Annotated in this window: 27 protein-coding genes; 6 read left to right on the top strand and 21 right to left on the bottom strand. The window is 58.6% G+C overall.

Translation table 11 applies throughout. The features are described from left to right. Positions 1–20: 20 nt before the first annotated feature. The 15 genes from grpE to MJO47_RS03895 all read right to left on the bottom strand — a co-directional run bounded on the left by grpE (position 21) and on the right by MJO47_RS03895 (position 11,047). Positions 21–617: a nucleotide exchange factor GrpE gene (grpE, locus tag MJO47_RS03965; protein WP_253959820.1), complete on the bottom strand. Its 597-nt coding sequence runs from the start codon at positions 615–617 to the stop codon at positions 21–23. Between the two features lie 12 nt (positions 618–629). After that, positions 630–1,670: a heat-inducible transcriptional repressor HrcA gene (gene hrcA / locus MJO47_RS03960; protein ID WP_253959819.1), complete on the bottom strand. Its 1,041-nt coding sequence runs from the start codon at positions 1,668–1,670 to the stop codon at positions 630–632. A gap of 149 nt (positions 1,671–1,819) precedes the next feature. Further along, positions 1,820–2,950, bottom strand: a complete 1,131-nt coding sequence (hemW, locus tag MJO47_RS03955) for a radical SAM family heme chaperone HemW (RefSeq protein WP_253959818.1) — start codon at positions 2,948–2,950, stop codon at positions 1,820–1,822. A 30-nt stretch (positions 2,951–2,980) separates the two neighbouring features. Next, the gene (locus tag MJO47_RS03950; RefSeq protein WP_253959817.1) at positions 2,981–3,457 is read right to left on the bottom strand and encodes a universal stress protein; all 477 of its coding nucleotides are present in this window, start codon (positions 3,455–3,457) and stop codon (positions 2,981–2,983) included. A gap of 46 nt (positions 3,458–3,503) precedes the next feature. Further along, positions 3,504–5,273, bottom strand: coding sequence for a Na(+)/H(+) antiporter subunit D (locus MJO47_RS03945; RefSeq protein ID WP_253959816.1), 1,770 nt, complete (start codon positions 5,271–5,273; stop codon positions 3,504–3,506). Next, entirely contained in the window at positions 5,263–5,529 is a 267-nt protein-coding gene (locus tag MJO47_RS03940; RefSeq protein ID WP_253959815.1) for a hypothetical protein, read from the bottom strand. Before MJO47_RS03940 ends, MJO47_RS03945 begins: the two co-directional genes overlap by 11 nt. Positions 5,530–5,537: 8 nt before the next feature. Beyond that, the gene (locus MJO47_RS03935; RefSeq protein ID WP_253959814.1) at positions 5,538–7,010 is read right to left on the bottom strand and encodes a monovalent cation/H+ antiporter subunit D family protein; all 1,473 of its coding nucleotides are present in this window, start codon (positions 7,008–7,010) and stop codon (positions 5,538–5,540) included. 49 nt (positions 7,011–7,059) lie between these two features. Next, positions 7,060–8,559, bottom strand: a complete 1,500-nt coding sequence (locus MJO47_RS03930; protein WP_253959813.1) for a complex I subunit 5 family protein — start codon at positions 8,557–8,559, stop codon at positions 7,060–7,062. Continuing rightward, complete coding sequence (locus tag MJO47_RS03925) at positions 8,556–8,945, bottom strand: cation:proton antiporter subunit C (RefSeq protein ID WP_155874670.1); 390 nt, start codon at positions 8,943–8,945, stop codon at positions 8,556–8,558. Before MJO47_RS03925 ends, MJO47_RS03930 begins: the two co-directional genes overlap by 4 nt. A gap of 1 nt (position 8,946) precedes the next feature. Next, on the bottom strand, positions 8,947–9,426 hold the full coding sequence (locus MJO47_RS03920; RefSeq protein ID WP_253959812.1) for a Na(+)/H(+) antiporter subunit B: 480 nt from the start codon (positions 9,424–9,426) through the stop codon (positions 8,947–8,949). Then, entirely contained in the window at positions 9,423–9,695 is a 273-nt protein-coding gene (gene mbhE, locus MJO47_RS03915) for a hydrogen gas-evolving membrane-bound hydrogenase subunit E (RefSeq protein ID WP_253959811.1), read from the bottom strand. Before mbhE ends, MJO47_RS03920 begins: the two co-directional genes overlap by 4 nt. Then, the gene (locus tag MJO47_RS03910) at positions 9,692–9,937 is read right to left on the bottom strand and encodes a hydrogenase subunit MbhD domain-containing protein (protein ID WP_253959810.1); all 246 of its coding nucleotides are present in this window, start codon (positions 9,935–9,937) and stop codon (positions 9,692–9,694) included. The genes mbhE and MJO47_RS03910 overlap by 4 nt, the downstream gene beginning before the upstream one ends. Continuing rightward, the gene (mnhG, locus tag MJO47_RS03905) at positions 9,934–10,257 is read right to left on the bottom strand and encodes a monovalent cation/H(+) antiporter subunit G (RefSeq protein WP_253959809.1); all 324 of its coding nucleotides are present in this window, start codon (positions 10,255–10,257) and stop codon (positions 9,934–9,936) included. Before mnhG ends, MJO47_RS03910 begins: the two co-directional genes overlap by 4 nt. 23 nt (positions 10,258–10,280) lie before the next feature. Further along, on the bottom strand, positions 10,281–10,568 hold the full coding sequence (locus MJO47_RS03900) for a monovalent cation/H+ antiporter complex subunit F (protein WP_253959808.1): 288 nt from the start codon (positions 10,566–10,568) through the stop codon (positions 10,281–10,283). Further along, positions 10,565–11,047 carry a Na+/H+ antiporter subunit E gene (locus MJO47_RS03895; protein ID WP_253959807.1) on the bottom strand — a complete coding sequence of 161 codons (483 nt, stop codon included), beginning with the start codon at positions 11,045–11,047 and terminating at the stop codon, positions 10,565–10,567. Before MJO47_RS03895 ends, MJO47_RS03900 begins: the two co-directional genes overlap by 4 nt. Positions 11,048–11,556: 509 nt before the next feature. On the opposite strand from MJO47_RS03895, the gene MJO47_RS03890 reads away from it, so the two are divergent. Then, positions 11,557–12,354, top strand: coding sequence for a carbon-nitrogen family hydrolase (locus MJO47_RS03890; RefSeq protein ID WP_253960536.1), 798 nt, complete (start codon positions 11,557–11,559; stop codon positions 12,352–12,354). A 35-nt stretch (positions 12,355–12,389) separates the two neighbouring features. Here the strand turns inward: MJO47_RS03890 and MJO47_RS03885 are convergent, their stop codons facing one another. Continuing rightward, on the bottom strand, positions 12,390–12,746 hold the full coding sequence (locus MJO47_RS03885; RefSeq protein WP_253959806.1) for a hypothetical protein: 357 nt from the start codon (positions 12,744–12,746) through the stop codon (positions 12,390–12,392). 194 nt (positions 12,747–12,940) lie between these two features. Here MJO47_RS03885 and trxB point away from each other — a divergent pair, with 194 nt between their 5' ends. From trxB to MJO47_RS03860, 5 genes are all read left to right on the top strand, one after another. Beyond that, positions 12,941–13,870 (top strand): thioredoxin-disulfide reductase, encoded by a 930-nt coding sequence (gene trxB / locus MJO47_RS03880; protein ID WP_253959805.1) that lies wholly within the window; start codon positions 12,941–12,943, stop codon positions 13,868–13,870. A 121-nt stretch (positions 13,871–13,991) separates the two neighbouring features. Continuing rightward, the gene (locus tag MJO47_RS03875) at positions 13,992–15,521 is read left to right on the top strand and encodes a YifB family Mg chelatase-like AAA ATPase (RefSeq protein WP_253959804.1); all 1,530 of its coding nucleotides are present in this window, start codon (positions 13,992–13,994) and stop codon (positions 15,519–15,521) included. Positions 15,522–15,827: 306 nt separating this feature from the next. Further along, positions 15,828–16,685 carry a sterol desaturase family protein gene (locus MJO47_RS03870; protein ID WP_253959803.1) on the top strand — a complete coding sequence of 286 codons (858 nt, stop codon included), beginning with the start codon at positions 15,828–15,830 and terminating at the stop codon, positions 16,683–16,685. 247 nt (positions 16,686–16,932) lie between these two features. After that, positions 16,933–17,490 (top strand): nitrous oxide reductase accessory protein NosL, encoded by a 558-nt coding sequence (locus MJO47_RS03865; RefSeq protein ID WP_253959802.1) that lies wholly within the window; start codon positions 16,933–16,935, stop codon positions 17,488–17,490. 334 nt (positions 17,491–17,824) lie between these two features. Continuing rightward, positions 17,825–18,517: an SDR family oxidoreductase gene (locus tag MJO47_RS03860; protein WP_253959801.1), complete on the top strand. Its 693-nt coding sequence runs from the start codon at positions 17,825–17,827 to the stop codon at positions 18,515–18,517. An 87-nt stretch (positions 18,518–18,604) separates the two neighbouring features. Here the strand turns inward: MJO47_RS03860 and MJO47_RS03855 are convergent, their stop codons facing one another. The 5 genes from MJO47_RS03855 to MJO47_RS03835 all read right to left on the bottom strand — a co-directional run bounded on the left by MJO47_RS03855 (position 18,605) and on the right by MJO47_RS03835 (position 26,354). Further along, positions 18,605–21,538, bottom strand: coding sequence for a CxxxxCH/CxxCH domain-containing protein (locus MJO47_RS03855; protein WP_253959800.1), 2,934 nt, complete (start codon positions 21,536–21,538; stop codon positions 18,605–18,607). Between the two features lie 526 nt (positions 21,539–22,064). Further along, positions 22,065–22,580 carry a DsrE family protein gene (locus MJO47_RS03850; protein ID WP_253959799.1) on the bottom strand — a complete coding sequence of 172 codons (516 nt, stop codon included), beginning with the start codon at positions 22,578–22,580 and terminating at the stop codon, positions 22,065–22,067. Between the two features lie 48 nt (positions 22,581–22,628). Beyond that, the gene (locus MJO47_RS03845; RefSeq protein ID WP_253959798.1) at positions 22,629–23,720 is read right to left on the bottom strand and encodes an ADP-ribosylglycohydrolase family protein; all 1,092 of its coding nucleotides are present in this window, start codon (positions 23,718–23,720) and stop codon (positions 22,629–22,631) included. 76 nt (positions 23,721–23,796) lie between these two features. After that, positions 23,797–24,657: a thiamine pyrophosphate-dependent enzyme gene (locus MJO47_RS03840; protein WP_253959797.1), complete on the bottom strand. Its 861-nt coding sequence runs from the start codon at positions 24,655–24,657 to the stop codon at positions 23,797–23,799. After that, positions 24,654–26,354, bottom strand: a complete 1,701-nt coding sequence (locus MJO47_RS03835; RefSeq protein ID WP_256502379.1) for a 2-oxoacid:acceptor oxidoreductase subunit alpha — start codon at positions 26,352–26,354, stop codon at positions 24,654–24,656. Before MJO47_RS03835 ends, MJO47_RS03840 begins: the two co-directional genes overlap by 4 nt. Between the last annotated feature and the right edge of the window lie 179 nt (positions 26,355–26,533).

The raw sequence follows: 26,533 nt of genomic DNA, 5'->3' as shown, positions 1-26,533 counted from the left end.
TGTTCTCTTGGTCGAATTTTTCAGGGATTCTCTGTCTCGGATGTCTTTGCCGCCGCGCGCGTCACCATGACGAGAGCCGGACGTAACAACCGGTCGTTCAGCAGATAGCCCTTTTGCAGCTCCTGCGCTACCGTATTGGGGGGCTGGTCGGCACTTTCGATCTGCCCCATGGCCTCATGAACAGCAGAATCAAAGGGCTTGCCCAGCGCTTCGATGGGAACGACGCCGAATTTAGCCAAGGCCTTCCGGAACTGGTCCATGGTCATGCGCACCCCTTCAAGCAGACCCTTGGCGGTCGCTTCTTCCGTCGAGGCATGCTCGACGGCGCGCTCCAAATTGTCCAGGACCGGCAGAACTTCGCGAATGAGATTTTCATTGGCAAAGCGGGCCAGATCCTCTTTTTCCCGCTGCGCTCTCTTGCGATAGTTTTCCAGGTCGGCGCAGGCCCGCACGTATTGATCATAATGGCGGGCAGCCTCTTCCTTGGCGGCAGCCAGGGCCGCTTCCGAAGTCGACTCGGCACCGGGTTCCCCGACGGGAATCTCCTCAGCGGCCGGCATCTCTTCTTTTTCACCCACAGCGGGCATCTCCTGATTTTCCTTTTTGGTCTCTGACACTGTCTTGCTCTCCTACTCCGATTCGATAGCCAGAATCTGGCTTACCAGTTTGGCGGTATAGTCGACTATGGGGATGACCATGGAATAGGGCATGCGGCTCGGGCCGATAACCCCAAGGGTTCCGATGGTTCCCTGGCGATCGGAATACGAGGAAGTCACCAGGCTGCACCCTTCGATCTCACTGTATTCCGTCGCGCTTCCGATAAAAATCTGCACACCCTGCGCCTTCTGACTCTTATCGAGCAGGTCGACCAGCATACTCTTCTGCTCAAAGGTCCGGAACAAACGTTTCATCCGCTCCAGATCCGAGAATTCGGGCTGCTCCATGATGTTGGACGCCCCTTCGATAAAGACCTGGCCGCCGAGTTCGTCCTTGAGAGCCTCGCCCGAAAGCAGCAGCGCTCTTTGCAGGAGCTGGTTGTAAAGGGCCTTCTCCCGGGACATTTCATCCAGGATCTTTTCCTTGATCTCCTGGATGGTCTTCCCGGTCAGGGTATGGTTAAGCATGTTGGTGATCTTTTCCAGTTCATCCTGGCGGATGGGCTCCTCCACCTCGATGATTTTGTTCTGCACCAGACCGCTCTGGGAGACAAAGACCACCAGAATCTTGCCCTGCGACAGCCGCAGGAATTCGATATGGCGAAAAACGGTGGAGCCCAGACGGGGAGCCATGACGATCCCCGTGTAGTTGGAGATGGCCGACAGCGCCTTGCCCGCCTCCTGCAAAAGCTCTTCAACCCGCAGCCCCCTGAAATGGTAGCGGCGCTCCAGATCCTGGCGTTCCCGCAGGCTGAGTTGCCGAACCTGCAGAAGGGAATCGATGTAAAAGCGATAGCCCTTTTCGGTCGGAATCCGTCCGGCTGACGTATGGGGCGAAACGAGATAACCCATATCTTCGAGGTCGGCCATGACGTTGCGCACCGTCGCCGGCGACAGCCCCATCTGATGGCGGCGGGTCACACTACGCGAACCGACCGGCTCAGCCGACTCGATATAATCCTCGATGATGGCTTCCAGTATCAGGCGACCACGTTCGTTCAGGTCTTCTGCCATATCGCACCGTCCCACAAAAAACAGGAGCCGGCTGACCCGGCCCTGCCATTTCCTGTTAGCACTCGAACCCTATGAGTGCTAACGGAGAACAACATAACAACGGCCCCTGGCTTTGTCAAGGGCAAAACCCGGGAGAAAATCGCGTCTTTTTACAGGAAATTTTGAATGAGATGATCGTAGAGAAGCCAGCCTGACAGGGCGAAATACCAACGCCCGTTTTCGTAAACCAGATGGGGTGCCGCCTTGTGTACCGCGGCGGGATAGGCCTCGGCTACGCCCTGACCAAAGCGCGCCCTGAAACGCGCCTCGTCGACTCCCGCCGCCTCGCGCAGGCCGAGGTAAAGGGTTTCGGCCATGGCCCCGCGCCGGTCAAAGGTCTCGAGGTGGGTCCGCGGATCCCGCCCCTCCCTAAGGGCCCGGGCATATCGGTCGATATCCGGGGGGATCTCCCACCGCGCCCCCCAGCCCTGATCGCTGAAACTGGCGGCGCCAGGCCCCAGACCGAGATAACCCTGGCGCCGCCAGTAAACCTGGTTGTGCCGGCAGGCGCGCCCCGGCCGGGCGTAGTTGGAAATCTCGTAGTGGCCGTAGCCGGCGTCGCCCAGGCGCTCATGCAGCGCCACATACATTTCGGTGGCGAGGTCTTCGGCGGCCGGGTGCAGCAACGCCTGGCGCTGCAGTTCTTCAAAAGGAGTGCCCTCTTCCACGGTCAGGCCATAACAGGAGAGATGTTCGGGCTGCAGGGAGAGGACGGCTTCCACATCAGCCATCAGCTGGGGCAGCGACTGCGCTGGCAGGCCAAACATGAGGTCGCAGGACAGGTTGTCAAACCCCGCCCGTCTGGCCCACCCTACGGCCTGCCGGCCTTCCGCCGCCGTATGCAGACGCCCCAGGGTCTTGAGTTTGTCATCCTGGAGGGATTGCAGCCCCAGGGAGAGCCGATTGATTCCGGCCGCCCTGAAACCGGAAAGGATTTCCAAACTCAGGGTGCCAGGGTTGGCCTCGAGGGTCACCTCCGCCTCACCCTCCAGCCCGAACAGATGATCCACCTCAGCCAGGATCGCCTCCACGGATGACGGGCTTAGCAGCGAGGGCGTGCCGCCGCCGAAAAAGACGGTGGAAAAAGGACCGGCCGTCGCCCGTTCAGCCTGCAGACGCAGATGGGCAATCAGGAGTCGGGGGAATTCCTGAAAGAGAGGGGATGTTCGGGTAACCGAAAAAAAATCGCAGTAAGGGCACTTGCGCAGACAGAAGGGGATGTGGAGATAGAGGGCTTTCATAACTGTGCGGAGAGGACGCTTGGCGAGTTGCTATTCAACCACCCAGACCGTGCGTCCCTCCAGGTTTTTAACGAGTTCGGACGAGACACTACCGAGAAAGATGGACTGCACAGCCGAAAGATCCCGCCGCCCCACCACCACCGTGTCGCATTCGTGCTTCTCGGCCGCGGCGACGATGTCTTCGGCGACGCCCTTGTCCTGGGGAACGATGAGACGCTGAATCCGGTCCGCCTCGAGGCCGCGACGCTTAAACAGCGCGACGATCTCCGCCAGGAAGGCCTGGGCCTGGCCGAGCTGTTCCCCGGCGTCCTCCCCGCCATGAACTTCCCCGGTCAGTATAACGGGCTCATCGGTGACCGGACTGTTCACGCCGGATGGCCAAGTGGGCAGAACACTCAACAGCACAACCTGGCTGCCCTTGAGTTGACCGGCAATGGCGGCGAGGTATTCAGCGGCCTGACGAGAATGGGGTGAGGGATCAAGAGCCAGCAAGAATCGATTCACCATGTTACCTCCCTGATGGGCCGGCCTGCCTGACCGGTCCGTTCCTCAGCTACACCGCGAAAAAGAGCACAGACATGATGGCCAGAAAGACAACGGCCAGCAGAACCCATAATCCCACGGGGTAGGCACCGGCGCGACTGCGCTTGTCGATCTGCCGGGCCCCTTCGGCATACTCCCCGTCATCGCCGGCTGCCTCGGTGAGCAATCGCAGGGCGTATTTCTGTACATTCGCCCCCGGTTCGGCAAAAAAGCTGGCCAGACGCGCTGGCAGGCGCTGCACAAAGATCCTGTCCGCCCAGGCGTTGAGGCCGTTGAAGACATGGGCGGCCAGCGCATAGAAGAACTCCCCCCCCTTGCGGTAGAACCAATCCGTATCGAGAGAGATCGTCTTCGTTCGCTTGAGCAGAGGCAGCAGCAGGAAAAAAGCCAGCGCCGAGAACATGAGCAGCTGCAGCTGGTTAAGGGTGTGCTCCAGCGTGTAGGCATGATATTCCACCGGGAAGGGGAGAATATCGTAAAGGGGCTGCGGATAGACGCCCAGGAAGATGCAGATAAAGGAGAGAAAGGCCATGGCCGCCAGCATGTGCTTGGGGGGCTCGCCGGGGCGCAGTCCATTGTCCTTGGCAAAAAAGACGAAATAGGGAAACTTGATGCCCGCATGGAGAAAGACGCCGGCCGAGGCAATTTCCAGAATGAGCCAGACCCAGAAGAATCCTTCGTGCACGCCGGCCTCGATAATCATCGGCTTGGTCGTATAGCCCGAGAAGAGAGGAAAGCTGGAGATGGCCAGGGCACCGATCGTCCCGAATATCATGGTCAGGGGCATGGTCTTGTAGAGGCCGCCCAGGTCGGTGCAACGGCTCTTGCCGGTCATGTACAGGACAGCCCCGGCGCTCATCCACAGCAGCGCCTTGTAGATAATGTGGCCGAAAGCATGGGCCACGGCGCCGCTGAGGGCCATGGCGGTGCCGATGCCGATACCGCAGATCATGAAGCCGACCTGGTTGATAATGGAATAAGCCAGAATGCGGCGCATATCGTTTTCAAGAATGGCGTAGATGATCCCGTACAGGGCCATGAAGCAGCCGACCACCATGAGGATTTCCCAGCCGGCGAAACCGCGAATAAGGGTATAGACCGCCGTTTTGGTCGTGTAGGCCGTCATGATGACGCCGCCGGTCACCGTGGCCTCAGGATAGGCATCGGACAGCCAGGAACTCAGGGGCGGGGCGGCGGCGTTGACCAGGAAACCGATGAGGATCAGATAGGTGGGCAGGCCCTGCAGGCTGAAGCCGTCGAAAGCGACGGAGCCGGTAGCATTGGCCTGCAGCAGGATGCCGGCCAGCAGGCAGAGTCCCCCGAAGATGTGAACCATGACGTACCGGAAAGCGGCGCCGTAGGCGCGCTCCGTCTGGCGGGCCAGCACCAGAAAGGTCGAGGTGACGGCCATGACCTCCCAGAAGAGGTAGAGAGAGATCAGGTCTCCGGCAAATACCGCCCCGACGCTGGCCCCGATATAGGCCAGCGCCGCGGCATGTTCATAGCGGGTTTTGAGATGAAAGGCGAAAAGGAAACAGGCAAAGGCGTTGATGGTAAAGACATAACCGAAGGCCTTGCTCAGCTTGTCCACCCGCAGCAGATTCAGGTCGAAGCCGAAGAGCTGGTAGCCGTAGGCGAGGCCCGGCTCGAGCTGGGTGATCACGAAGAAGGCTGCTGCCGGTGCCAACAGAATGAGCAGACGACGTCCCGCCAGTGGCAGCACCCAGAGTAGCACCGCGGCGGCCAGGAAGAAGAGGGAAGGATGCACGCTAGCGGTCATAGTAGTCCTCGGGGCGCTTCAGCACAAAGCCCAGCACTTTGGAAATCAGGATGATCGCTACACAGGCAATGAACCCGAACAGGGCGTAAAATCCGGGCCAGGCCTCCACAGAGGAAAAGAGGGTGTGCTTGTGCAGAAACAAGTCGGGGACCACCAGCAAAACCAGCACGGCGTAGAAGCCGATCCGCAACTTGCGGATATTCTGCGGGTGATCGAACCAATCGAACTCCTTCTTTGCTTTTTGATCTGCTTTCATGCAGTACCTCAGGGAAACAGAGCCATGCGGGCCAGCCGCAGGAACAGGTCCGGGTAGAAAAACAGGCCAAGGGAGGCCAAGGCGGTGACCGACAGAGGAATCAGGCAGAAAATGGGCGCTTCCCGGATTCCTCCCTCTTCCTCCCCTTCGGGCGCTTTGGCAAAAAAGCCCCGGTACACGATGGGCAGGAAATAAGCCGCATTAAGCAGGGAGCTGACCAGCAGCACCAGCAGCAGAATCAGCTGGTCGCTGTTTACGGCGCCGATGACCAGGTACCACTTGCTGATGAAGCCCCCCAACGGCGGCATACCGATGATACTCAAGGAACCCAGCAGAAAGGCCATATAGGTCACCGGCATGCGCCGACCGAGGCCATCCATCTGGCTGATGTATTTTTTTCCCGCGGCCACGTAAATGGCGCCGGCACAGAAGAAGAGGGTGATCTTGCCAAAAGCGTGCATGGCGATATGCAGGGTGCCGCCCGTCATGCCGGCGGCGCTGAGCATACCGGCCCCCAGCACCATGTAGGAGAGCTGGCCGATGGTGGAATAGGCCAGCCGGCGCTTGAGATTATCCTGGGTCAGGGCCACCAGGGAGGCCACCAGCAGCGTCACTGAAGCGACCGTGGTGATTATGAAGCCGAGGTTGATCTCCTGCAGAAAATCGGGGCCGACAATGTGAAACACCACCCGCAGGATGGAGAAGACCCCGACCTTGACCACGGCCACGCCGTGCAGAAAGGAGCTTACCGGCGTCGGCGCCACCATGGCCGCCGGCAGCCAGCCGTGGAAAGGCATGAGGCCAGCCTTGGCGAAACCAAAGAGGAAAAAGACCAGGATAAGGGCCAGCAGATAAGGCGAGGCGCCGCTGCCGGCCAGAATGCCGCCGTGACGGAAATCGAGCGTCCCGGCCAGTGCATAGGTGATGAGCATGGCCGGCAGAGCCAGCCCAATGGAGGTGCCGAGAATATAGGTCAGGTATTTGCGCCCGGAAAAACGGGCCTCGTCATTTTGTTCATGGGTGACCAGGGGGTAGGTGGAAAGACTGAGCACCTCGTAAAAGAGATAGAGGGTAAACAGGTTGGCCGCAAAAGCGACGCCGATGGTGGCGGAGATGGCCAGGGCAAAGGAGGCGAAATAGCGTGTCTGGCCGTGTTCTTCGAGGGCCCGCATGTAGCCGATGGAATAGACCGACGTACAGATCCACAGGAAGGAGGCGACCAGGGCGAAAAACATCCCCATGGCGTCGACGCGCAGGGCGATGGGCACCCCCGGAAAGACCTCGGCGATCGTCAGGCTGAAGGTGCCGCCGTCCAGCACCGTCGGCAGCATGGACAACACCAGCAGAAATTTGCCGATGGCGATGAGCAGGGTCCAGCTCTCACGCAGGTTGGGCTTGCGCCCCGACAGCATGATGGGAATCGTCCCCACCAGGGAGATGCCGACGGCCAGCAGCGGCCATATCGAAGATGAGTATGCCATGGGCTCCTATTTCATTCCGTCATGCGACATGGAGACATTAAAATCCGGCTCAGAACGAGGCTGGGATGGCCAACCGGATCACCTTTTCAACCAGGGTTCCCGAACTCAGTCCCACCACGATAAGAGCGACCGCGACCAGAACCAGGGGCTGCAGCATCTGACTGGGCGCCTCCGCCACCGCCTCGCCATGTCCCACGTGGCCATGGCCATGCTCCTCGCCGGGCGCGAAGAAAAAGCCCTTTTCAATGATGCGGAAAAAGAGAATGGCGTTGACCAGACTGCTGATGACCAGGGCCGCCACAAACCCCCATTGGCCGGCATCGATGCCGCCGAGGATCAGATACCACTTGCTGAAAAACCCGCAGGTCGGCGGCACACCGATCATGGAGAAAGCACCCACCGTAAACGCCGCCATGGTGATGGGCATCTTGCGATAGAGCCCCTGCAACTTGGAAAAGTCAAGACTGCCGGTGCGGTAGATGATGGCGGCAGCGGCGAGAAAGAGACAGAGCGTCATCAGCGCATCGTTAACGATATGCAGAATCGCTCCCGTCAGACCATTGGCGTTGGCCAGCCAGACGCCCCCCACCATATAGCCGACCTCGGCAATGATGATATAGGTCAGCATCCGGCGCATATCCCGCTGGGCCAGGGCCAGGGCCGAAGCACAGAGGATAGCAGCGGCCGCCACCCAGACGATGCCCGACTGCACCACCGCATGCTGGAAAAAGGCGTATCCCGGGGTAAATACCGAAAGAATGACCCGGATCATCAGGTAAACCGTCACCTTGGTCATCAGGGGGGCAATGAGCAGACCGGCCCCCGTCGGCGCCAGGGAATAAGCTTGCGGCAGCCAGCCATGCAGCGGGAAGAAAGCCATCTTCACCCACAGACCGACCAGCATGAAGGCAAAGGCGGTGGCCAGGGCCGGGCTCTCCTGCATGGAGCCAAGGATACCGGCGATGTCGGCCATGTTCAGCGAGCCGGTGAGAATGTAGAGATAACCCACCCCCAGCAGATAAAAACAGGCGCCGATGCTCCCCATGATGATGTAGTTGAAGCTGGCCAGCGGCGCCCGCCCCTTCCCCATGGCGATAAGACCGTAGGTGGTGATGGAGGTGATCTCGAGCAGCACGTACAGGTTGAAGGCGTCGGCCGTGACCACCAAACCCATGAGGCCGGCGATCAGGATGAGATATTGAGTAAAGAAGAGATATTCCTGCCCGGGCAGTTCCTGCTCCACGCTTTTAAGCGCCGACACCGTCGCCGGCAGGGCCACCGCGGCGATCAGCACCAGCATCAGCGCACTGAGGGGATCAATGAGTAATTCGATGCCGAAAGGCGCTCGCCAGTTACCCACCGTGTAGGAAAAGCCGCCATCACGCAGAACCCGCAACAGCAGCAGCACGGCGCCAATGGCTGAAAAGCTCAGCGCCCCCAGAGCCAGGGGAGCAATCCAGCGGCGAGAAGCACGCCCCAGCAGATTGACGGCAAAAGCGGTCAACAGGGGGGCGGCCAGCACATAGAGGTGAAGGTTGGTGCTCGTCATTGGCCGATCTTCTCCAGAATTTCATCCTCTTCCAGGGTGCCGTATTCACGATAGATCCGCAGCAGCACCGCCAGGGCCACCCCGGTCACACTCACGGAGACGACGATGGCCGTCAGCATGAGCACGTGGGGCAGAGGGTTCACGATGGTGGTGGCGTCGACCCCCTGCTTGAGGGCGGCATATTTGTCGACGATGGGGATGGCGGCGCCGCGCTTGACCCCGGTAGAGACGAAGAACAGGATGATCGCCGTCTGGAAGATATTCATGCCGAGCAGTTTCTTGACCAGATTGCGCTTGCCGATCATGGCGTAGAAACCGATCATCATCAGCACCACATAGAGCCAATAGTTGTACTTGGCCACCACTTCCGCCATAAACGCTTCCATGCTAGAGCCCCTCTTCCAGGTCGCCGTTGGAACTGAGATCCCAATAGAGCGACAGCATGATACTTGCGACAGCCAGCCCGACCCCGACCTCGACAATGAAAATGCCGAAGGAGCGCCACTCGATGGGATCCATGGGAATGAGGGCCGCCAGAGCGCTGTAATCCAGAAACAAACCGCCGACCAGCGCACAGAGCACGCCCGTACCCACGAAGATCAGAGCCCCGGTATTGCCGAGAACCAAGTTGATTTTTTCGGAAAAATGCCGCATGGACATTTTGATATCAAATGCCAGAGCCAGCAGAATAAAGGATGCTCCCAGCAGAACGCCGCCCTGAAAGCCGCCGCCGGGGCTGTAATGGCCATGAACGATAACGTAAAGGCCGAACAGCTGGATGAAGGGAACCATCAAGCGCACCGAGGTCTGGATAATGAGATCCTGCCCCAACCCCCGCGCCTCATAGCGCTGCTTCAGCGTCTTCATGATTTGCGCCTCCGGAGCACGCTGACGACCGCCAGTCCGGCACAGTAAATAACCACCGTCTCGAACATGGTGTCGTAACCCCGGTAGTCGCCGAGAACGGCGGTCACCAGGTTGGGCACATGGGTTTCCTGTACTGCATTCTCAACGTAATAAGCCGACAGGTGGGTGCTGGCCGGCGACTGCGGATCCGCCCAGGGGGCAAAATCCTTGGTACCGTACAACAGCAGGGCCCCGGTCAGCAGCGTTGCGAGCAAAGCGACAGTTTTCAATCTTTACTCCTCCGGGTCGTCCGTAAAATAGCGGCAATAAACAGAATCGTGCTGACGCCGGCGCCAACAGTCGCCTCGGTAAAGGCCACGTCGACCGCACCCATTTCAGCCCACAGCAGACACATCATGAAACTGTAGACGCCAAAAATAACCGAAGCGCCGAGAAGATCCTTGATCGTTATGGTCGCAAGAGCGCAAATAACGACCAGCACCAGGATCAGCAGATCGACTTGCCAGATCATTTTGCCCCCTTTCCCTTGCGCCAGGGTTCGACGCCGGCGATCAATGCGCCCTCGGTGATGGCATGGGTCGCGGTCGGATTGGCAATAGAAATAAAAATCGCGATGGCCATGATTTTCAGACTGACCAATACATTGGCCAGGTCAAAAACGGTGAGCACATGGAGAGCCAAGCCGGAGAGGATCAGAAAAGCGCCCAGGGTGTCGCATTTGCTGGCCCCGTGCAGCCGGGTGTAGAAGTCGGGAAGGCGCAGAATGCCGACGACCCCCACGCCGAAAAAGAAGAGACCTCCCACAATCAGAACTGCCGAAACAATGCTCATAGATCACTTCTTTCCTTTCCCGCTCAGGACTCGCCGTCAAGGTGGACCGTTTGGCGCCGCAAAAAGTACTTGGTCGCCCCGAGGGTAGCAATAAAATTCAGCAGGGCGTAGGCCAGGGCGATATCGACGAACATGCCGACATTGCCGTACATCATGCCGATGAGGAGCAGCAGGACCGTGGTCTTGGTGCCGATGACACTGCCTCCGAGAATACGATCGAGCACCGTGGGGCCCCCAACGACCCGAATCAGACACAGGGCCATGAGCATAATGATAAAAATGGCCCCCGCCATGACAATGTGCGTAATCATGCTTTATCCTCCAGCGCCTTGGCCACACGCTGCTCCATTTCCCCCGGCAGAGACTCGGCTCCGCTGCGGGTCAGAGCGTAAACCGTGAACTCGTCTTCGTGAACATTTACGGTAATGGTCCCCGGCGTCAGGGTGATGGACTGGGCAAAGGTCACCTTGGAAAAGGGGCGTTTGAGATGGGTGTTGAAGCGGATTAGCTGTGGATCGATCATTTCCATCATGCGGGGATGAAGAACGATGTAGGCCACCTGAAAATTGGCGACGACCACCTGCCAGAAGAGCCAGGGCAGATAGAGGAGCATCCCGAAAACATCGCGAAGCCAGCGGCCCCCGATGCCGTCCGGAAAAAGCAGCCTGTGGCTGAACTGGGCCACCAGCAGACAGCAGATCACCCCGAGCGAGAAGTGAAAAGCGTCGAACATTCCCGAAAGAAGGACCCAGAAAGCGAGCATGATAAAAAAAGTGGCAACCTTGGCCATGTCAAATCATCCAGCGAAAAAGGTGGACGTCAAAAATGCACGAAAATCATCCCTGCAGAGCGAAAGGATGGTTTCTTAAAACCTTCTTTTTTATCCGAACCCGAATAAATCCTTAACATGCTTCCCGGCGGGGGTCAAGAAAACTAGGAACGGGCCATCGTTTACACTTATTCACTGGCTACCAACTCAAAAACAAACGATGTTTTATCGTGTCTTTTAACAGAATCCACGGCAGATACGCAACAAATTTTTCATATATGGCTCCCTTTTTTGCTCTTCACCTTGGCTGTTAAGTTCGAGTTTCAGCCTGCCCCTGGCCAGTTCGCCCGTAGCGAAACCGAGAGACTATTCGGACAGCATTCAAAGGTGGATTTTATTATCAAAAGACGTTTTGAACGATCGGGGCTCTTGCCGAATGGCCCGACGATGGGCTATACTGCGCCCCGAAACGTCGCCACAAAACCTTTGCCAACCACCGGTTTAGCCATTGCAGACAGGATTTTCCCATGATGTCACAGACCCGTAAGATTACGGCCGGAGCCGCCCAGTTCAATATTGCTCTCGGCGACATTGACACCAATCTGTCCCAAGCCCTCGCCTCGCTGAAAAAACTGGCCTCCCAGGGCGTGCAGCTGGCGGTCCTGCCGGAGATGTGGAGCACGGGATACGACTACAAGCGCCTCGGTCAACTGGCCGAAAGAACACCTGAAGTGGTGCAGGCACTTTGCCGGCAAAGCGCCGAGTCGGGCATGGTCCTCGTGGGGAGTCTGGCGGAAAAAGAGGGGAAGGAGCTGTACAATACGGCCTACGTCATCGATCAGGGGAAGGTCGCCGGCACCTACCGCAAACTGCATCTCTTCTCCACCATGGGTGAAGATCGGTTCCTGTCGTCAGGGGACCATTCTCTGGTCATATCGACTTCTGTTGGTCGCCTGGGGGTGGCCATCTGCTACGATCTGCGTTTTCCTGAGCTCTTCCGCAAGATGGCTCTGGAAGGGGCTGAGATCATCTGCCTGCCGGCGGAATGGCCCAAGCCGCGCCAGGAGCACTGGCGCACCCTGCTACGGGCCCGCGCCATCGAGAACCAGCTTTTCGTCGTCGCGGCCAACTGCTGCGGTATTCAGGGAAAGCTCGACTTTTTCGGCATGAGCCTGCTGCTTTCGGCCCGGGGGGAGGTTCTGGCCGAAGGGGGGGAGGAAAACACCGAACTGGCGGCGACCTTTGATTTTAGCGAACTGGTGGAATATCGCTCCCAGATCCGCTGCTATCACGACCGCCGCCCTGAAATCTACGGCCATCTTCCCTAGGCAGTCCGCCCTGGGAATCCGGCCAGGGACCGGCATCATTCGGACAGCGCCTGGGCCTCCTGGCGGAACTCGGCCGGCACCTCCTGCAGACTCCCGGCGAAATGCAGTTCGCCATCCCGGTCTACGTAGAGAAAGCGGGGGGACTTTTCGGCCGCTGGGGGGCCGGCAGGTTTGGTGGGGGGGGTCTCAGCCTGCTCGATGAGGGATTCAACACTCGGGGCCGGTTGGCCGTCCACAAGGGCAAAGAGGCGACTGCGAAAATCGAGGTAGAAGGTCTGGACGGCCGTCAGCCCTTTGCCTTCAAGCTTCGCATGCACCAGCAGCTGATCGGCAGCCAGCAGCACCAGCAGAAAGACCAGTGACCAGACCAAAAACCCCGTCATTTTTTTCATAACATCCGAAACCTTTCGCCGTACCTGCAAGCCCACGTTTTTCCCCGTGCAAAACGTCTCCATACTAGCCAGAGGCCCGGGGGAAATCAAGGGCCTCCTTGATGGCCCTCTCGCGCCACCAAAACTAAGAGGCCTTTCACTTTTTTCTCCGACTGTGTTATCTTGGCGACCAAATTTTCCCAGGAGAGAGATCCATGACCGAAAAAATTTACGATACCCTGATTATTGGCGGCGGCCCTGCCGGCCTGACCGCCGGGCTCTATACCTCCCGCGCCAAACTCAATACCCTTCTCGTCGAACGCATGATCATGGGCGGGCAAGTCATGACGACCACCAAGGTCGAAAACTATCCCGGCTTTCCCGGCGGCATCGATGGCCCCGACCTCATGATGCGCTTTCAGGAGCACTGTCAGGAATTCGGCCTCGAAGTTCAGTACGGCGAAGTACAGGGCCTGGAAGATCTCGGCGAAGTGCGTCGCATCACCGTGGATGACCAACCCGTCCTCGCCCGCACCGTCATCATCACCACCGGGGCCGAACCGAAAAAACTCGACATTCCCGGCGAGCAGGAATTCACCGGGCGTGGCGTTTCCTACTGCGCCACTTGCGATGGGGCTTTTTTCCGCGACCAGGTTGTCGCCATTGCCGGCGGCGGCGACACGGCCGCCGAAGAAGCCCTCTTTCTCACCCGCTTTGCCAAGAAGGTGTATCTCATCCATCGGCGCGACCAGCTGCGGGCCACCTCCATCCTGCAGGATCGACTGAAAAACAACGACAAGATCGAGATTCTCTGGAACGCCCAGGTCACCGGCACGCAAGGGGATACCTCCGGCCTGACCGGCATCGAACTGACTGATACGACCAATGGCGAAAAGCGCCTGCTCGAAGTTTCGGGCCTGTTCGTCGCTATCGGCGTCACCCCCAAGGCCCACTTTCTCGCGGACACCCTCACCCTCGACGCAGAAGGCTACATCCTCACCGACGGCGAATGCCGCACCTCCATGGAGGGGGTCTTTGCCGCCGGCGACGTGCGCAAGAAGATCCTCAAGCAGATCGCCACCGCCGTCGGGGACGGCGCTGTTGCCGCGATTATGGCGGAGAAATACATCATGGATCGCCAGTAGCACCTTTTCCTCTCTTTTCGAACCCAGGCCCCGGCTCGCAGCATTATCGCTTGCGATCCGGGGCTTTTCTGTTTAGATTAAGCGCTCTTTAATTTTAACGGGTTCATTTTAGGGAGGGAGCATGCTGGCCAAGGTACTATCGGGAGCGCTCAACGGCATTGAAGCGTTTCCTGTGGATGTAGAAGTGGATATCGCCCAGGGGTTGCCCCAATTCGCCACGGTCGGTCTGCCGGAAGGGGCGGTTCGGGAGAGCAAGGATCGCGTCAAGTCGGCGATCAAAAATGCGGGGTACGATTTCCCCACCCGTCGCATTACCATTAATCTGGCGCCGGCCGACATGAAAAAAGAGGGTACGGCCTACGATCTGCCCATGGCCATCGGCATTCTGGCCGCCGTCGGCATCGTTAACAATGAAAACCTCCGCAAATACGTCCTGATCGGCGAACTCAGTCTCGACGGTCTGGTCAAGCCCGTCCGCGGCACCCTCCCCCTCGCTGTCGCCGCCCGCCACTGGCAGACACAGGGGCTTATCGTGCCCTGGGAGAACGCCGCCGAGGGCGCCATTGTCGACGCTTTGCCGGTCTATGGCGTGCGCGACCTGGCCGAAGTGGTCGAGTTCATCAATGGCGAAAGGGCCCTATCACCCCACCAGGCCGATCACGAAACGGATCTGGCCGCCCTACCCGCCGGCTGCGACGACTTCTCCGAGGTGCGCGGACAGGATCATGTCAAAAGGGCTCTGGAGGTGGCCGCCGCCGGGGGGCACAATCTCCTGATGATCGGTCCTCCCGGCAGCGGCAAGACCATGCTGGCCCGCCGCCTGCCGACCATTCTGCCGCCCCTGACCTTTGAGGAAGCACTGGAAACGACCAAGATCCACTCCATCATCGGCCTGCTGCCCAAAGAAAACGCTCTCCTCAACGTACGGCCCTTTCGCAGCCCCCACCACACCATCTCCGATGCCGGCCTCATCGGCGGTGGCGCCATTCCCCGCCCGGGGGAGGTTTCCCTGGCCAACAATGGCATCCTCTTTCTCGATGAACTGCCCGAATTCAAGAAGAACGTGCTCGAAATGCTGCGTCAGCCTCTGGAGGACGGTCACGTCACCATCGCTCGCGCCGCCACTACACTGAGTTTTCCGGCGACCTTCATGCTGGTGGCCGCCATGAATCCCTGCAACTGCGGCTTTTATGGCGACTCATTGCGGGAATGCTCCTGCACCCCCGTCATGATCCAACGTTATCGCAGCCGCCTCTCCGGCCCTCTGCTTGATCGCATCGACCTGCACGTCGAAGTCCCCCGGGTGGCTCACAAGGATCTGGCCGACCCGACCGAGGCCGAGCCGTCGTCCTCCATACGCGACCGGGTCAACGCCGCCCGCCGCCTGCAACGCGAGCGCCTGGCCCGCTTCGGCCTGCACGCCAATGCCCAGATGCAGGCTCGCCACATCCGCAAGTTCTGCCAAGTCGACGAGCAGGGCCACCAGCTCCTGGAGATGGTCACCGATCGCCTTGGCCTGTCGGCCCGCTCCTACGCCCGCATCCTTAAAGTGGCACGCACCATCGCTGATTTGGCCGGTGAAGAAAACATCCGCCAGCCGCATCTGGCCGAAGCGGTGCAGTACCGGGGGCTGGATCGGAAACCGATGTAACGTTTCATTCACAAGACAACATGAAAACAAGAAACGCGGTAAGATCGTCCCCGCGAACAAATGAATCCACGGCTCCGTCACGAAACATCGCCCTCACCCAAGTCCTCGAATAAGTAAGGAATACGCCTCTGACACTTGTACCCATATTATGGCTATAAACCGGCGGCCCGATCTGAATAGTACCGACCTGATCTATCTCGTTGTAATATCTTATTCTCTCGATACCCTTTTTGTCTGGCACGGCCAATACGAGGGACTACGGCAGCCCTTTGGTTCATTAATCTGCCTTTGGGGAAAGAAATTTTTATGTGGGCACCTCTATTAAGTATTGCGGTAATTGGGATTTGCATCATCGCACTTTTCTTGCTGGAGCGGGCTTTCCCGCTACGTCAGGCAAAACGGGCGCTGGCGGGACGTCTCACGGTCAATCTGACCTACGGGATCATCGCCTTTGCCACCGTGTCGCTGATCGTGAGGCCTGTCGCCGAGGGAACCCTCGGCTGGACCAGTATCAACGGATTTGGGCTGACCCGGCTGGAAGTTATTCCAGACGCGCTGAGGCCGATTGCCGCCTTTTTGCTCATGGATCTCACCTTCTACTGGTGGCACCGTGCCAATCATCGACTTCCACTGTTATGGCGCCTTCACAATGTGCATCATTTTGACCCCGACCTGGACATGTCGACCACCTTCCGCTTTCATTTCGGCGAACTGGCCTTCTCCAGCACATTTCGGATGGTTCAGCTCGGACTGATCGGTCCCTCCCTTGCAACCTACCTGGTTTATGAGGTTATCTTTCAGCTCGGCACTCTTTTTCATCACAGCAACCTGCGTCTACCGATCCGTGTTGAACGGATACTTGTCCGACTCATCGTCACCCCGCGCATGCACGGCATCCATCACTCTCAGATTAAAGAGGAAACCAACGCGAATTATTCGAGCGTTTTCTCCTGCTGGGACCGGCTGCACCATACCGTGCGCCTCAATGTCCCTCAGGAGGCGATCAACATCGGCATTCCTGGATACGCGGAACCGCAGGACAACCATCTAGGCAATAGCCTGCTTGCCCCGTTCCGGTTGCAGCGTGATTACTGGCTGCGAAAAGACGGCCATATGCCCCTGCGAACCGAAACGACGGGAAAGCTGGGCCAATTGGCGCCGTGACCCTCGAAACCTGCAGCTTTTTCTCTATCTATCCGGTCTTGCTGATCGGGACGCCTGCCTTCGTGCACGCGGCCCTCCAACGAGGGAGATACCATCTATAAAGACTTCATCCTCGCTCAACTCTAACCGGGGAGACGTATCAGGAATTGAAAAGATTGGCCTTACGAGTGGTTTTTCTCTTCTTTTTGTCTATACTTTTTTACTCGAAAACACCGCCACAACAAACCCTTTCCAAAACGAGGTCCCAATGAAAAAGCTTCTTTCCATTTCTTTAAGCCTCCTGTTGCTGATTGCCAGCCTGGCCTTTGCGACCGAACAGGCCGACCAGCAAGCCCACCCCTCCTGCAGCTATTGCGGAATGCACCGGGTCGCATTCGCCCACAGCCGGATGCTGATCGAATACTCCGATCAGTCGAGCGTCGGCACCTGCAGCCTGCACTGCGCAGCCCTCGAATTCGCCCACAGCATCGACAAAGTTCCCGCGGCCATCAAAGTGGGGGATTTCAACACGCAGGAGCTGATCGATGCCGAAACCGCCACCTGGGTGATCGGCGGGGACAAGCCCGGGGTCATGACTTCCCGCGCCAAGTGGGCCTTTGCCGACAAGGCGGCGGCGGAACAGTTCGTAAAAACCCACGGCGGTACGATTGTCGATTTCGAGCTCGCCATGAAGGCCGCTTATGAAGATATGTACAAAGACACCATGATGATCCGCAAAAAGCGGCAGATGAAAAAAATGAAGCAGCAACAGTCGAGCGAGGAAAGTGGCCATGACATGCATCAGCATGGTATGGGCAAGCAGTAACCACTCGGCTCTTCCCTCCCCTGTTGCTGTGGATATTGAGCAGCCCGGGACTGGGCAAAGAGCCACTGCTGTACCTGAAAAGTTGCAGGGAGCTATTGCATCCTTAATCCCTCACACTAAGCCCGTTCATGAGCCCCCTCGGATTTCCGAGGGGGTTTATGTTTTCTCCCAGGCTATTTTCTCTCCGAGTCTATTTGCTGCCGTTTGAGGAGACTTGCAACGTCTAAAGATTTCGAAACACATCCGGTTGCCAAAAGGTGCCAATGTGTTTGAGTAAATACATCGACACATTAACGCGGCACGACCCTGGTGCCGGAAAGGAAAGGAGAATCTTATGCCATCGATACTGATTACCGGAGCCAACCGCGGTATTGGCCTGGAACTGACCCGATCCTTCCTCGGGCATAATTGGAAGATCTTCGCCTGTTGCAGGACCCCGGAAAGCGCCGATGAGTTGAACCGCCTGGCGTCAGGGAAAAATAACGTGCATATCCTTCGCCTCGATGTAACGGATGAAGCGCAGATCTCCCGAGTGGCCGGAGAACTTAGAAACGAACCCCTCGATATTCTCTTCAATAATGCCGGCGTCAAAGGACCACAGGCCCAGAACTTTGGTGATACGAACGTCGATGAGTACCTTGAGGTCTTCCGCACCAACGCACTGGCGCCTCTGAAGATGGCCGAAGCTTTCGTGGAACAGGTGGCCGCAAGTGACAGGAAGATTCTGGCGTGCATGGGCACCCTTATGGGAAGCCTGAAGGATAATACCTCCGGGGGATTTTACGCCTATCGCTCCTCCAAGGCAGCACTGCATATGATCGTGAGGGGGTTGGCGGCTGATCTTTCGGCAAGGGGCATTCTATCAGTGGTTTTCCATCCCGGTTGGGTTCGCACCCGCATGGGAGGGGAAGAGGCCCCGTTAAGCGTAGAGGAAAGCGCCGCTGGTCTGACGCGGGTGTTGCTGGATATGGCTCCCGAAAATAACGGGTGCTTCTATGACTACCGCGGGGTAGAGCTTCCCTGGTAAAAAAAGAAAGGGAATCGGTGTTATTACCATTAAAAAGGGTCGGTCCTGAAGGACCGACCCTTTTTTGGTTATACCCGAAAGGGGGTCTTACCAGTCTTCGCTACCATGACAACCGGCGGTGCGGCAGGTTCCGTTTGTGTAGCTCATGGAACTCTTGATGGTGGTTGCCGGATTCTGCTCGAAGGACAGAGTGCTCAGATCACTGAAGTGACCGCCGCTGGCCAGTTTGCTGGCGTCGTGGCAGACAAGGCAGTCGTAGCGCTTGTCAACGGCATGCTTTTTGTGCTTACCGGAATAGTAGCCGTTGTACTGGCTCGTCCCGTAGGTGTGGCAGCTCTTGCACTGCGTGCTGCTGTTGAGCGTGCCGGTGGTCCAGTCAGGCGTGGTCTGTCCTCCGTGGCAGCGGACGTTGGAGCAGGTACTGCCGTTGCTGCTGGCGCTGCCGGTTTTGGCGGCCCAGGTAGACGGGAAGGCCTGATCGATCACACCATTGTGCGAGGCGCCATCATGGCACGTAGCGCAGTCGGTACCAACTTTGGCCAGGGCCGTATGGACCTCATGGGCGCCAAGGGTCGGGGGCTGGCCATGGCAGGCGTTACAAGAACCCGCATAGGGGTCGCCGGCCTGGAAGGTGTCGAGCCAGGCGGAAAGGTTGTTCAGTTCTTCCGCGCCCAGATTGATGGCGTTATGGCCGCTGTTGATCTTGGTCACAGCTCCGCTGCCGTTGCCGGCGATATCCGTGGCCGTGCCGGAAGCGTCGTACCCGTTGACCTTATGGCAGGCGGCGCAATCGGTGTCATAGATTTCCTGGCCGCCACGAGCCACCACGGGGGGTGGGGCGGGGCTGAAGGTGTCAAGCCAGTCGGCCAGATTGGTCAGTTCGCCAGAGGTGACAGTGCCGCCGTGACCACTCAGCACCTTGGTAACGGTAAGGCTGCCCTGGCTGGCCAGATCGACGTTGCCGGCGCTGTCGAAACCATAGACTTTATGACACCCTGAGCAGTTTTCGCTGTACACGGTTTGCCCGTTGCGATCAACGACCGGAGGAGGAGCCGGGCTCCAGGTGTCGAGCCAATTGGCGACATTCTGCTGTTCCTCGGAGGAAACAGTGCCACCATGGCCGTTGGCCAGCTTGGTCAAAGTGGAGCTACCCGTGCCCGCCAGGTCGATGTTGCCGACGGCGTCATAACCGTAGAGTTTATGGCAGGCGGCACAGGTCTGATCGTAGACCACCTGTCCGTCGCGGGCTACTGCCGGAGGCGGCGCGGGGCTGAAGGTATCGAACCAGGCCGCCAGGCCGGTCAGTTCTTCTGTTGAGACGGCGCCGCCGTGGCCAGCGGCCACCTTGGTAACGGTCGTGCCACCCTTGCCGGCCAGGTCGATGGAGCCGGTGGCGTCGTAACCGGTCAGCATATGGCAGGCGGTGCAGGAATCATTGTAGATCGTCTCAGCGCTGCGCGGGACCACCGGTGGCGGTGCCGTGCCAAACGTGTCGGCGTAGTCAGCCAAAGCGGTAAGCTCGGCTCCAGTCAGGGATTTGCCCATGTGACCACCTTCAATCAAGGTGATAATGGTGCTTCCCTTTGCGGCCAGATCGATACTGCCGGCGGCGTCGTAGCTGCCAAGCCTATGGCAGCCGGCGCATTCCTGGTCATAGACCTGTACGCCGGTTCGCGCGGTGGGGGGATTGGTCGGGGTGGTCACCGTCTGAAGGGCGTCGGCAATCAGGGCAATCTGCTCGGTACTCAGGGCAATAGTACCCATACCACCAGCGTTGCCTGCGATTGCGGCGGAGATGCCGCTCGCCGTGCGGGCACTGATGTCGCTCGTCGCCAGGCTGCCATGACAACCCTGGCACTCAGAGGTGTAAAGTTCACTCCCGGTGACCGGGGCGGGCGGCGGTTCCGTCGGCGTGGAGCCGTTCAGATAATTGGCGAGAGCGAGAATTTCATCAGCGGCCAGAGTCTGTCCGTTGTGCGAAGCACCGTTCCCAAACTCTCCCTGCAGCAAGGAACCGTCACCCTGCAGATTCATGGTGCTGCTGCTGGTGCCAACCGAGTGACAATCGGCACACTGGGCGGTGAAGATACTTTCACCGGTTGCCGTGGCTGGAGGCGTGGTGTCCGCAAGCCGCGTGGAGCAGATTTCTTTGGCGATATTGGGCAGAGCGGTAACCGCGCCGTTGCGCAGCTGAGTGAAACGTGCGTCAGAAATCGAGCCACTGCCTGCGGCGAGATCCTGACGTATCTGGGTGGCGACCGTACGTTGAACCTGAACAGCCGCTGCCGCCAGATCGTCAAACGTAAAGGTGCCGCCAACCTGGCTGGAGATGGTGCTGGCCAGAGATTGAAAAGCGGCTGTGCTCAGGGTCTCGTTGGCCAGAGCGACACAGTCCGCCAGATCCACGGTGCTCTGCGATTCACCGGTATAGCTGAAGTTATTCAGAGCGAGCATCAGGGTGTTAAGGGCCATATTGGCGCGAAGCGGCGCAAGCTGGGCATCGCTCAGCCCTCCCGTGGCGCCTGTGAGTCCTGCCATCGGATCAACCAGGAGATCGGCTGGGGTGAGGCCGCTGATCCCCTTGGCGTTAAGCAGAGCCAACAGCTCATCCTCGCTCATGCCGTTGGCAAGAACAGTGGTAACAGGCGAGACGACGGCGTTCTGCGTATCTCCACTTTGAACCCGACGCCTCAACATGCCCTCGTAAGGGATGTTGCCATGCATACCGCGACTCGACGCCTTGAGACGGATAATGGAGCCTTCCTGGATCGGCTGGGCGAAGGAGAAGCGGCCCTGGCTGTCGCTGGCGGTGGAGCTGTTTTGGATGATACGGGTTCCATCGGATGAGACTTCTTCGAATCGCGCGCCCACAATATAGGGGTCGACGGCGACTCCGGTGGTAACGGCTGTGGCAAGGCCGCTTCCGACAGTGTCAGAGGAACCACCGCTGCTGCCGCAGGCGGTGAGCATGCCTGTCAACAAAAGGACAGGGAGCCAGAGGACGTGCTTCACATTCTTCATTTGGGGTCTCCTGTTGGACGCAATTGTGCTACAACCGGGTCGCAAGCCGGCTTGCCAAGCGTCTGTAGTGTCGTCACGGAGTTGGTCCACACATCCCGGTGACTGGAGCCTTACGGGTTGTGTTGCTGGACCGGAGGATCGTTGGTTGTAGGGGACTGTACTTTCTGCGACTCCTTGAAAGCGCACCCTGCGCATTCGTAAGCGGTTGGTGTGTTGGGCGTTATTTAGAGCAAAATTGTGGCCAAATTCAATTAGTCATATCTCAAGATTTGACAACTGGCTGAATTCTTTACCTGGTTCTGTGTTTTTAATTTTTACTAATCATATCTTAGTGATTGGAAATGCGGCCAGGACTGGATAAATATTGTTGAGTTGCGAACACAGGGGTGTGCGGACTTGACACAGTCTCGCCAATAGGCGATGTAAATTTTGGTGGAATCGCGGAGGGGTTAAAAAGAAAGGGCTTCTTTTTCCAGAGGCCCGGAATGCTGCCCGGGTCCCTGGAAAAAGCTTCTGACTGGAGGGTTTACTGGATAGTCACCACCGAGTACCCTTGGGCCTGATACCCCAAGACGGAGATAAAACCGTTTCCCACCCGGTCTATTTCAGGCATGAGAGTGTCTGGGTCAACCCCAAGGGCATTGACGGCGTACATACAGACCTCCAAGGTAACACCATCTTTTTTGAATTGGCGGATCTGTTCGGCCACTTTGTCGAAGGCCTTGCGGCTGGCCTCATCAAGATCCTTGAGGGCCGTGGAAATGAGCTTCACCGCGTTGCCGTGAAAGACAATGACAGTTTTAGGGCGCGCAGGCAGGGCGAGCACATTCTTATCTTCATAAACACCCTTGATTGCCGGGAAGATGGTGGTGGCCGCCTCGGCCGAGCCCAGACTGTAGTCGAAGACAGAGTTAAGGCCCCGGACATCCTTGAGGGCGGCATATTCACCGGCTGAGGCCGGAACAGCGGCGAGTTGGATCATCGCCAGGGTGATGGCGATGACGGAAACCTGAAAGATAAACCGTTGAAATGACTGTTTCATGGTTGTTTCTCCTTTCTGCCTGTTGACCTGCTCATCCATCCTCACACATCACAACCGCCCGGCCTGGCCTTCAGCCCGGTGTGCTACCCTCTGCACCAGGCGACAGAGCCTGTCAGCCTCCGTCAGCCCGTCGATGAAGCGACTGGGGATACCGGCATAGCCGGTCTGGGCACCGACCAAGGCCCCGGTAAGCATGGCCCGGGCCTGGTTTTGGCCGCCGCCGTTGACGGCATGCAGGATGGCGGACTCGAAATCGCCGGAGAAGCGTGCCGCCAGGTAGTAGGCTGCCGGCAGCTGGTGGTAGATAGCACAGGGCATCCCATAGACGAGGGAGACCTTCCAGGCGGGTTCGATGCGGATGTCGGGATCGACGGCGGCCCGGGCCATGTACGAGGGGGAGAGCAGCGCATCGGGGGAGGCGAAACGCCCGGCCCGGGGCGGATCGGGGTCACCCGGCCGGGGCGGCTGCAGGTTGTCGTTGGTGACGGCGTGAAAGGGCAGCTCCCCCTCCTTGACAAGGTCCATCAGTTTTTCGGAGAGGGCAGCGTCGAGGCGGTGTCCCTGTACGAGCATACCCAGCACCGCCCCGTAGGCCACGGTCATCGACACCACGGTTTCGTCCGTTTGCGTCAACACAGTATTGGAAGCCACCGACCGGGCGAGCTGCGCCGGATTGCCGGCATAGAAAACGGCGAGGGCGAGGGTTCGTTCGATCGCCTCCGTCGTGTCGGCGTGTCCACCCGTCTGCCCCCAAGGGAGCTGCTGCACCCGCCTCCTCCAGGCTTCACGGATCGACTGGCTGGTGTATCCCCCCGGTCCATGGGCCGGAGTGCCGTCGAGCAGAGGAAAAAGCTCTTCATCGAGCCGGCGGCAGAAATCCTCCTCCTCGTAAGTGCCGCAGTCGGCCAGGGATTCCATCATCAGGGTAAGGATAATCCCTGCCTGAGATAGATCCCCCGCTTTGAGTCCTTCGTGGTAGCGGCCCGCTTTCGGCGTCGTGTAATCCGATATCCACTCACCGAAATCGCGCCTCAACGCTTCAAGATCGTAGTACCAGTGGGGCCCCAGCCCCATCGCGTCGCCGATGAGGGCGCCCAGAAGGGCGCCCTTGGCTCTGTCCTGAAAAGAAAGGTCCGTCATGGCTTATCTCCCCAGCGTAGGCGGCAGGTTGACTTCATTGCTGCTCCCGTTTGGAGTGGAACAGCTCTTGGCGCCGTCATCCATTAAATTCCTGAACCAGTCTCCTGATTTCCTCCAGGTTCACCTGTCGCTGGAAGAGCGGCTTTTTCTCCTTTTTGTGACCCAATAGCTGATCCTCGAAGAGGGGTTTTTCCTTGCGGTAGAACACGCCGAGCCGCAGAGGATCTTCTTCAAGAGCACTGGCAAAGGCCTGGATGCGGTCATGCGGGTCATGGTTTTCGTCCAGATAGGCGGTGTTTTCGTCGAACCATTGGTAGGTGTTGAGTTTGTTAAAAGATACACAGGGCTGCAGCAGATCGACCAGGGCATAGCCCCGGTGCCGGATGGCCTGCTGCAGAATATCGAGGGTTTGTTCCTTGTGGCCAACGAAGGCGCGGGCGACAAAAGAGGCCTCGAGGGCGATGGCCACGGCCAGCGGGTTGAACGGCTCCAGGATGACGCCGGCCGGTTGCAGCGGCGTTTCAAAGCCGCGCTGGCTGGTGGGGGAGGCTTGTCCTTTGGTCAATCCGTAAACCATATTGTTGTGGACGATGTTGGTCAGGTCGGGATTGCGACGGATACAGTGGATAAAATGGTTGCCGCCCTCGCCATACATATCGCCGTCACCGCTTTCGGCAATCACCGTCAGGTTGGGATTGCTCGCCTTGATGCCTGTCGCCACCGGCAAGGCGCGTCCGTGCAGACCGTTGAAAAAATGGACCTGCATATACTGAGGAATTTTGGCGGCCTGGCCAATTCCCGAGACCAGCACCGTCTGCTGCTGATCCAGCTCCAGGGCCGCCATCGCAGCGGTCAACAGCTTGAGAATGCCGAAATTGCCGCAGCCGGGGCACCAGGCGATGTCGCATCCCTCTCGGACAAACATATTGGTGGTCATGAGGTCACCTCCTGACGCAGTCGGTGTTCCAGGGCTTCGACGCTGAAAGGTCGTCCATTGTACTGCAGCCAACAGGCATCGGCCTGGCGCCCCGTTTCCCGCTGGATGAGCCGGGCGAATTGCCCCGTGGCGTTGCTTTCGATGACGATCAGCCTCTGTGCCCCTTGCAGGTGCTCCTGGACCTGCTCAGAGAGCGGGTAGACTTGGGGGGAGTATAAAAAGGCCGTCTCCGGGTCGCCGACCCGGGCCAGGGCCTCCTCGATGGCCAGCCGGGTCGAGCCCCAACCGACCAGCAGGCGCCTATAATCTGTCGGTCCGAATAAGTGGTGCTTTACCGTTTGTTCGGACCGCAGCCCCTTGAACTTTCGCAGCCGCTTGTCGACCATGGCGGTCCGCACCTCAGCGTCTTCCGTAATAAAGCCGGCCTCGTCGTGCTCGTCGCTGTCGACACAGACCAGCCCCTGCCCGTACCCGGGAATGCCTCGTGGAGAGAGGCCGCTTTCGGTCAGGGCGTAGCGGCGGTAGTCGGCGGACGTTTCGACAATGTGGTGTTCATCCGGTTCGGCAGGAAGGGGCAGTTCCGGAACGTTGTAGGAACTGTCGAGCAGGTACTGGTCAGTGAGGATGAAAACGGGCGACTGGCTGGCGTCGGCGAGATCAAAAGCCAGGCGGGCACATTCGAAGGCTTCTTCAAGGGTCCCCGGTGCCAGGATCATCCTGGGGAATTCACCGTGGCCGGCATACAGGGCCAGGTCGAGATCGCCCTGTTCGGTACGAGTAGGCAGTCCGGTAGCCGGACCGGGGCGCTGGGCCAGGTGAATCACCATGGGCGATTCGATGCCACCGGCCAGGCTAAGCCCTTCTCCCATCAGAGCGAAACCGCCGCCAGAGGTGCTCACCATGGCCCGGCCACCGGCGTACCAGCTGCCGAGCCCCATATTGATGGCGCTGATCTCGTCCTCGGCCTGCTCCACCACAAGGCCGAACCGCTCGGCATATTTGGCCAGAAATTGCAGCACCCCGGTGGAAGGGGACATGGGATAGGAGGCGATGAAATTGCAGCCGCCGGTGAGGGCTCCGAGCCCTACCGCTTCGGAACCATTCAGGAAAAGCTGGCCGGCGATTTGAGGGTTCGTCTGGAGGTCGCAAAACCATTCTTTCTCTTTGGCGGTGGCCTCTCCCTGCTCCAGGCCCAGCCTGGATGCCCGCAGATTCTTGTCCAGAACCTCCTGGTTACCGCCAAACAGCTCTTCCAGGGTCTTTTCAAGCAACGCTGATTTTAGTCCAAGCAGCCCGATGACAAAACCACAGGCAACCGCATTGGCATAGATCTTTTCACCCACCTGTTTAGCCAGATCGGCCAGAGGCAGAGGTATCAGTTCGTCGAGGTGATCGTAAACTGCCGGGTCACCGATAACCAGCGTGTCCGGCGTAATCCTCTCTTGAATCCACGAGTACGCGTCGCCGTCGAGCAGCACGCACAAGTCAATCTCTTCGGCATAGGCCCGTACCGGACTCGACGCCGCCCGAATGGTCGTCGAATTGCTGCCGCCCCGGATCCGCGACATAAATTCTTTAGTGGCAAAAACATGCAGACCGGCAGCTTTCAGGGTCCGGGTCAATACCGTTTCAATGGTCTGAATCCCCTGACCAGCCTCGCCGACAAGAACAATGCTGATTTCGTTTTTGAACCTCATTTGCGGTTGCACGGCAGCTTCTCCTTTCTCGCCTTCCACGACGTCTGATGCATTCAGGGTGAGATTCTCAAGTATAGACGGAGTAGCGTGATTTGCACGGTCTATGGCTTCCGGATCGACATCGGGAAGAAACCTTGCCTAAATCATGCGCCAGGAATACCCATGTGGTAGAATGAAAA

It is taken from the genome of Desulfuromonas sp. KJ2020 (assembly GCF_024197615.1).
GTDB lineage: Bacteria > Desulfobacterota > Desulfuromonadia > Desulfuromonadales > SZUA-540 > SZUA-540.
Note: the sequence above shows the minus strand (reverse complement) of the source record. Positions and strands in the feature narration are given on the sequence as shown.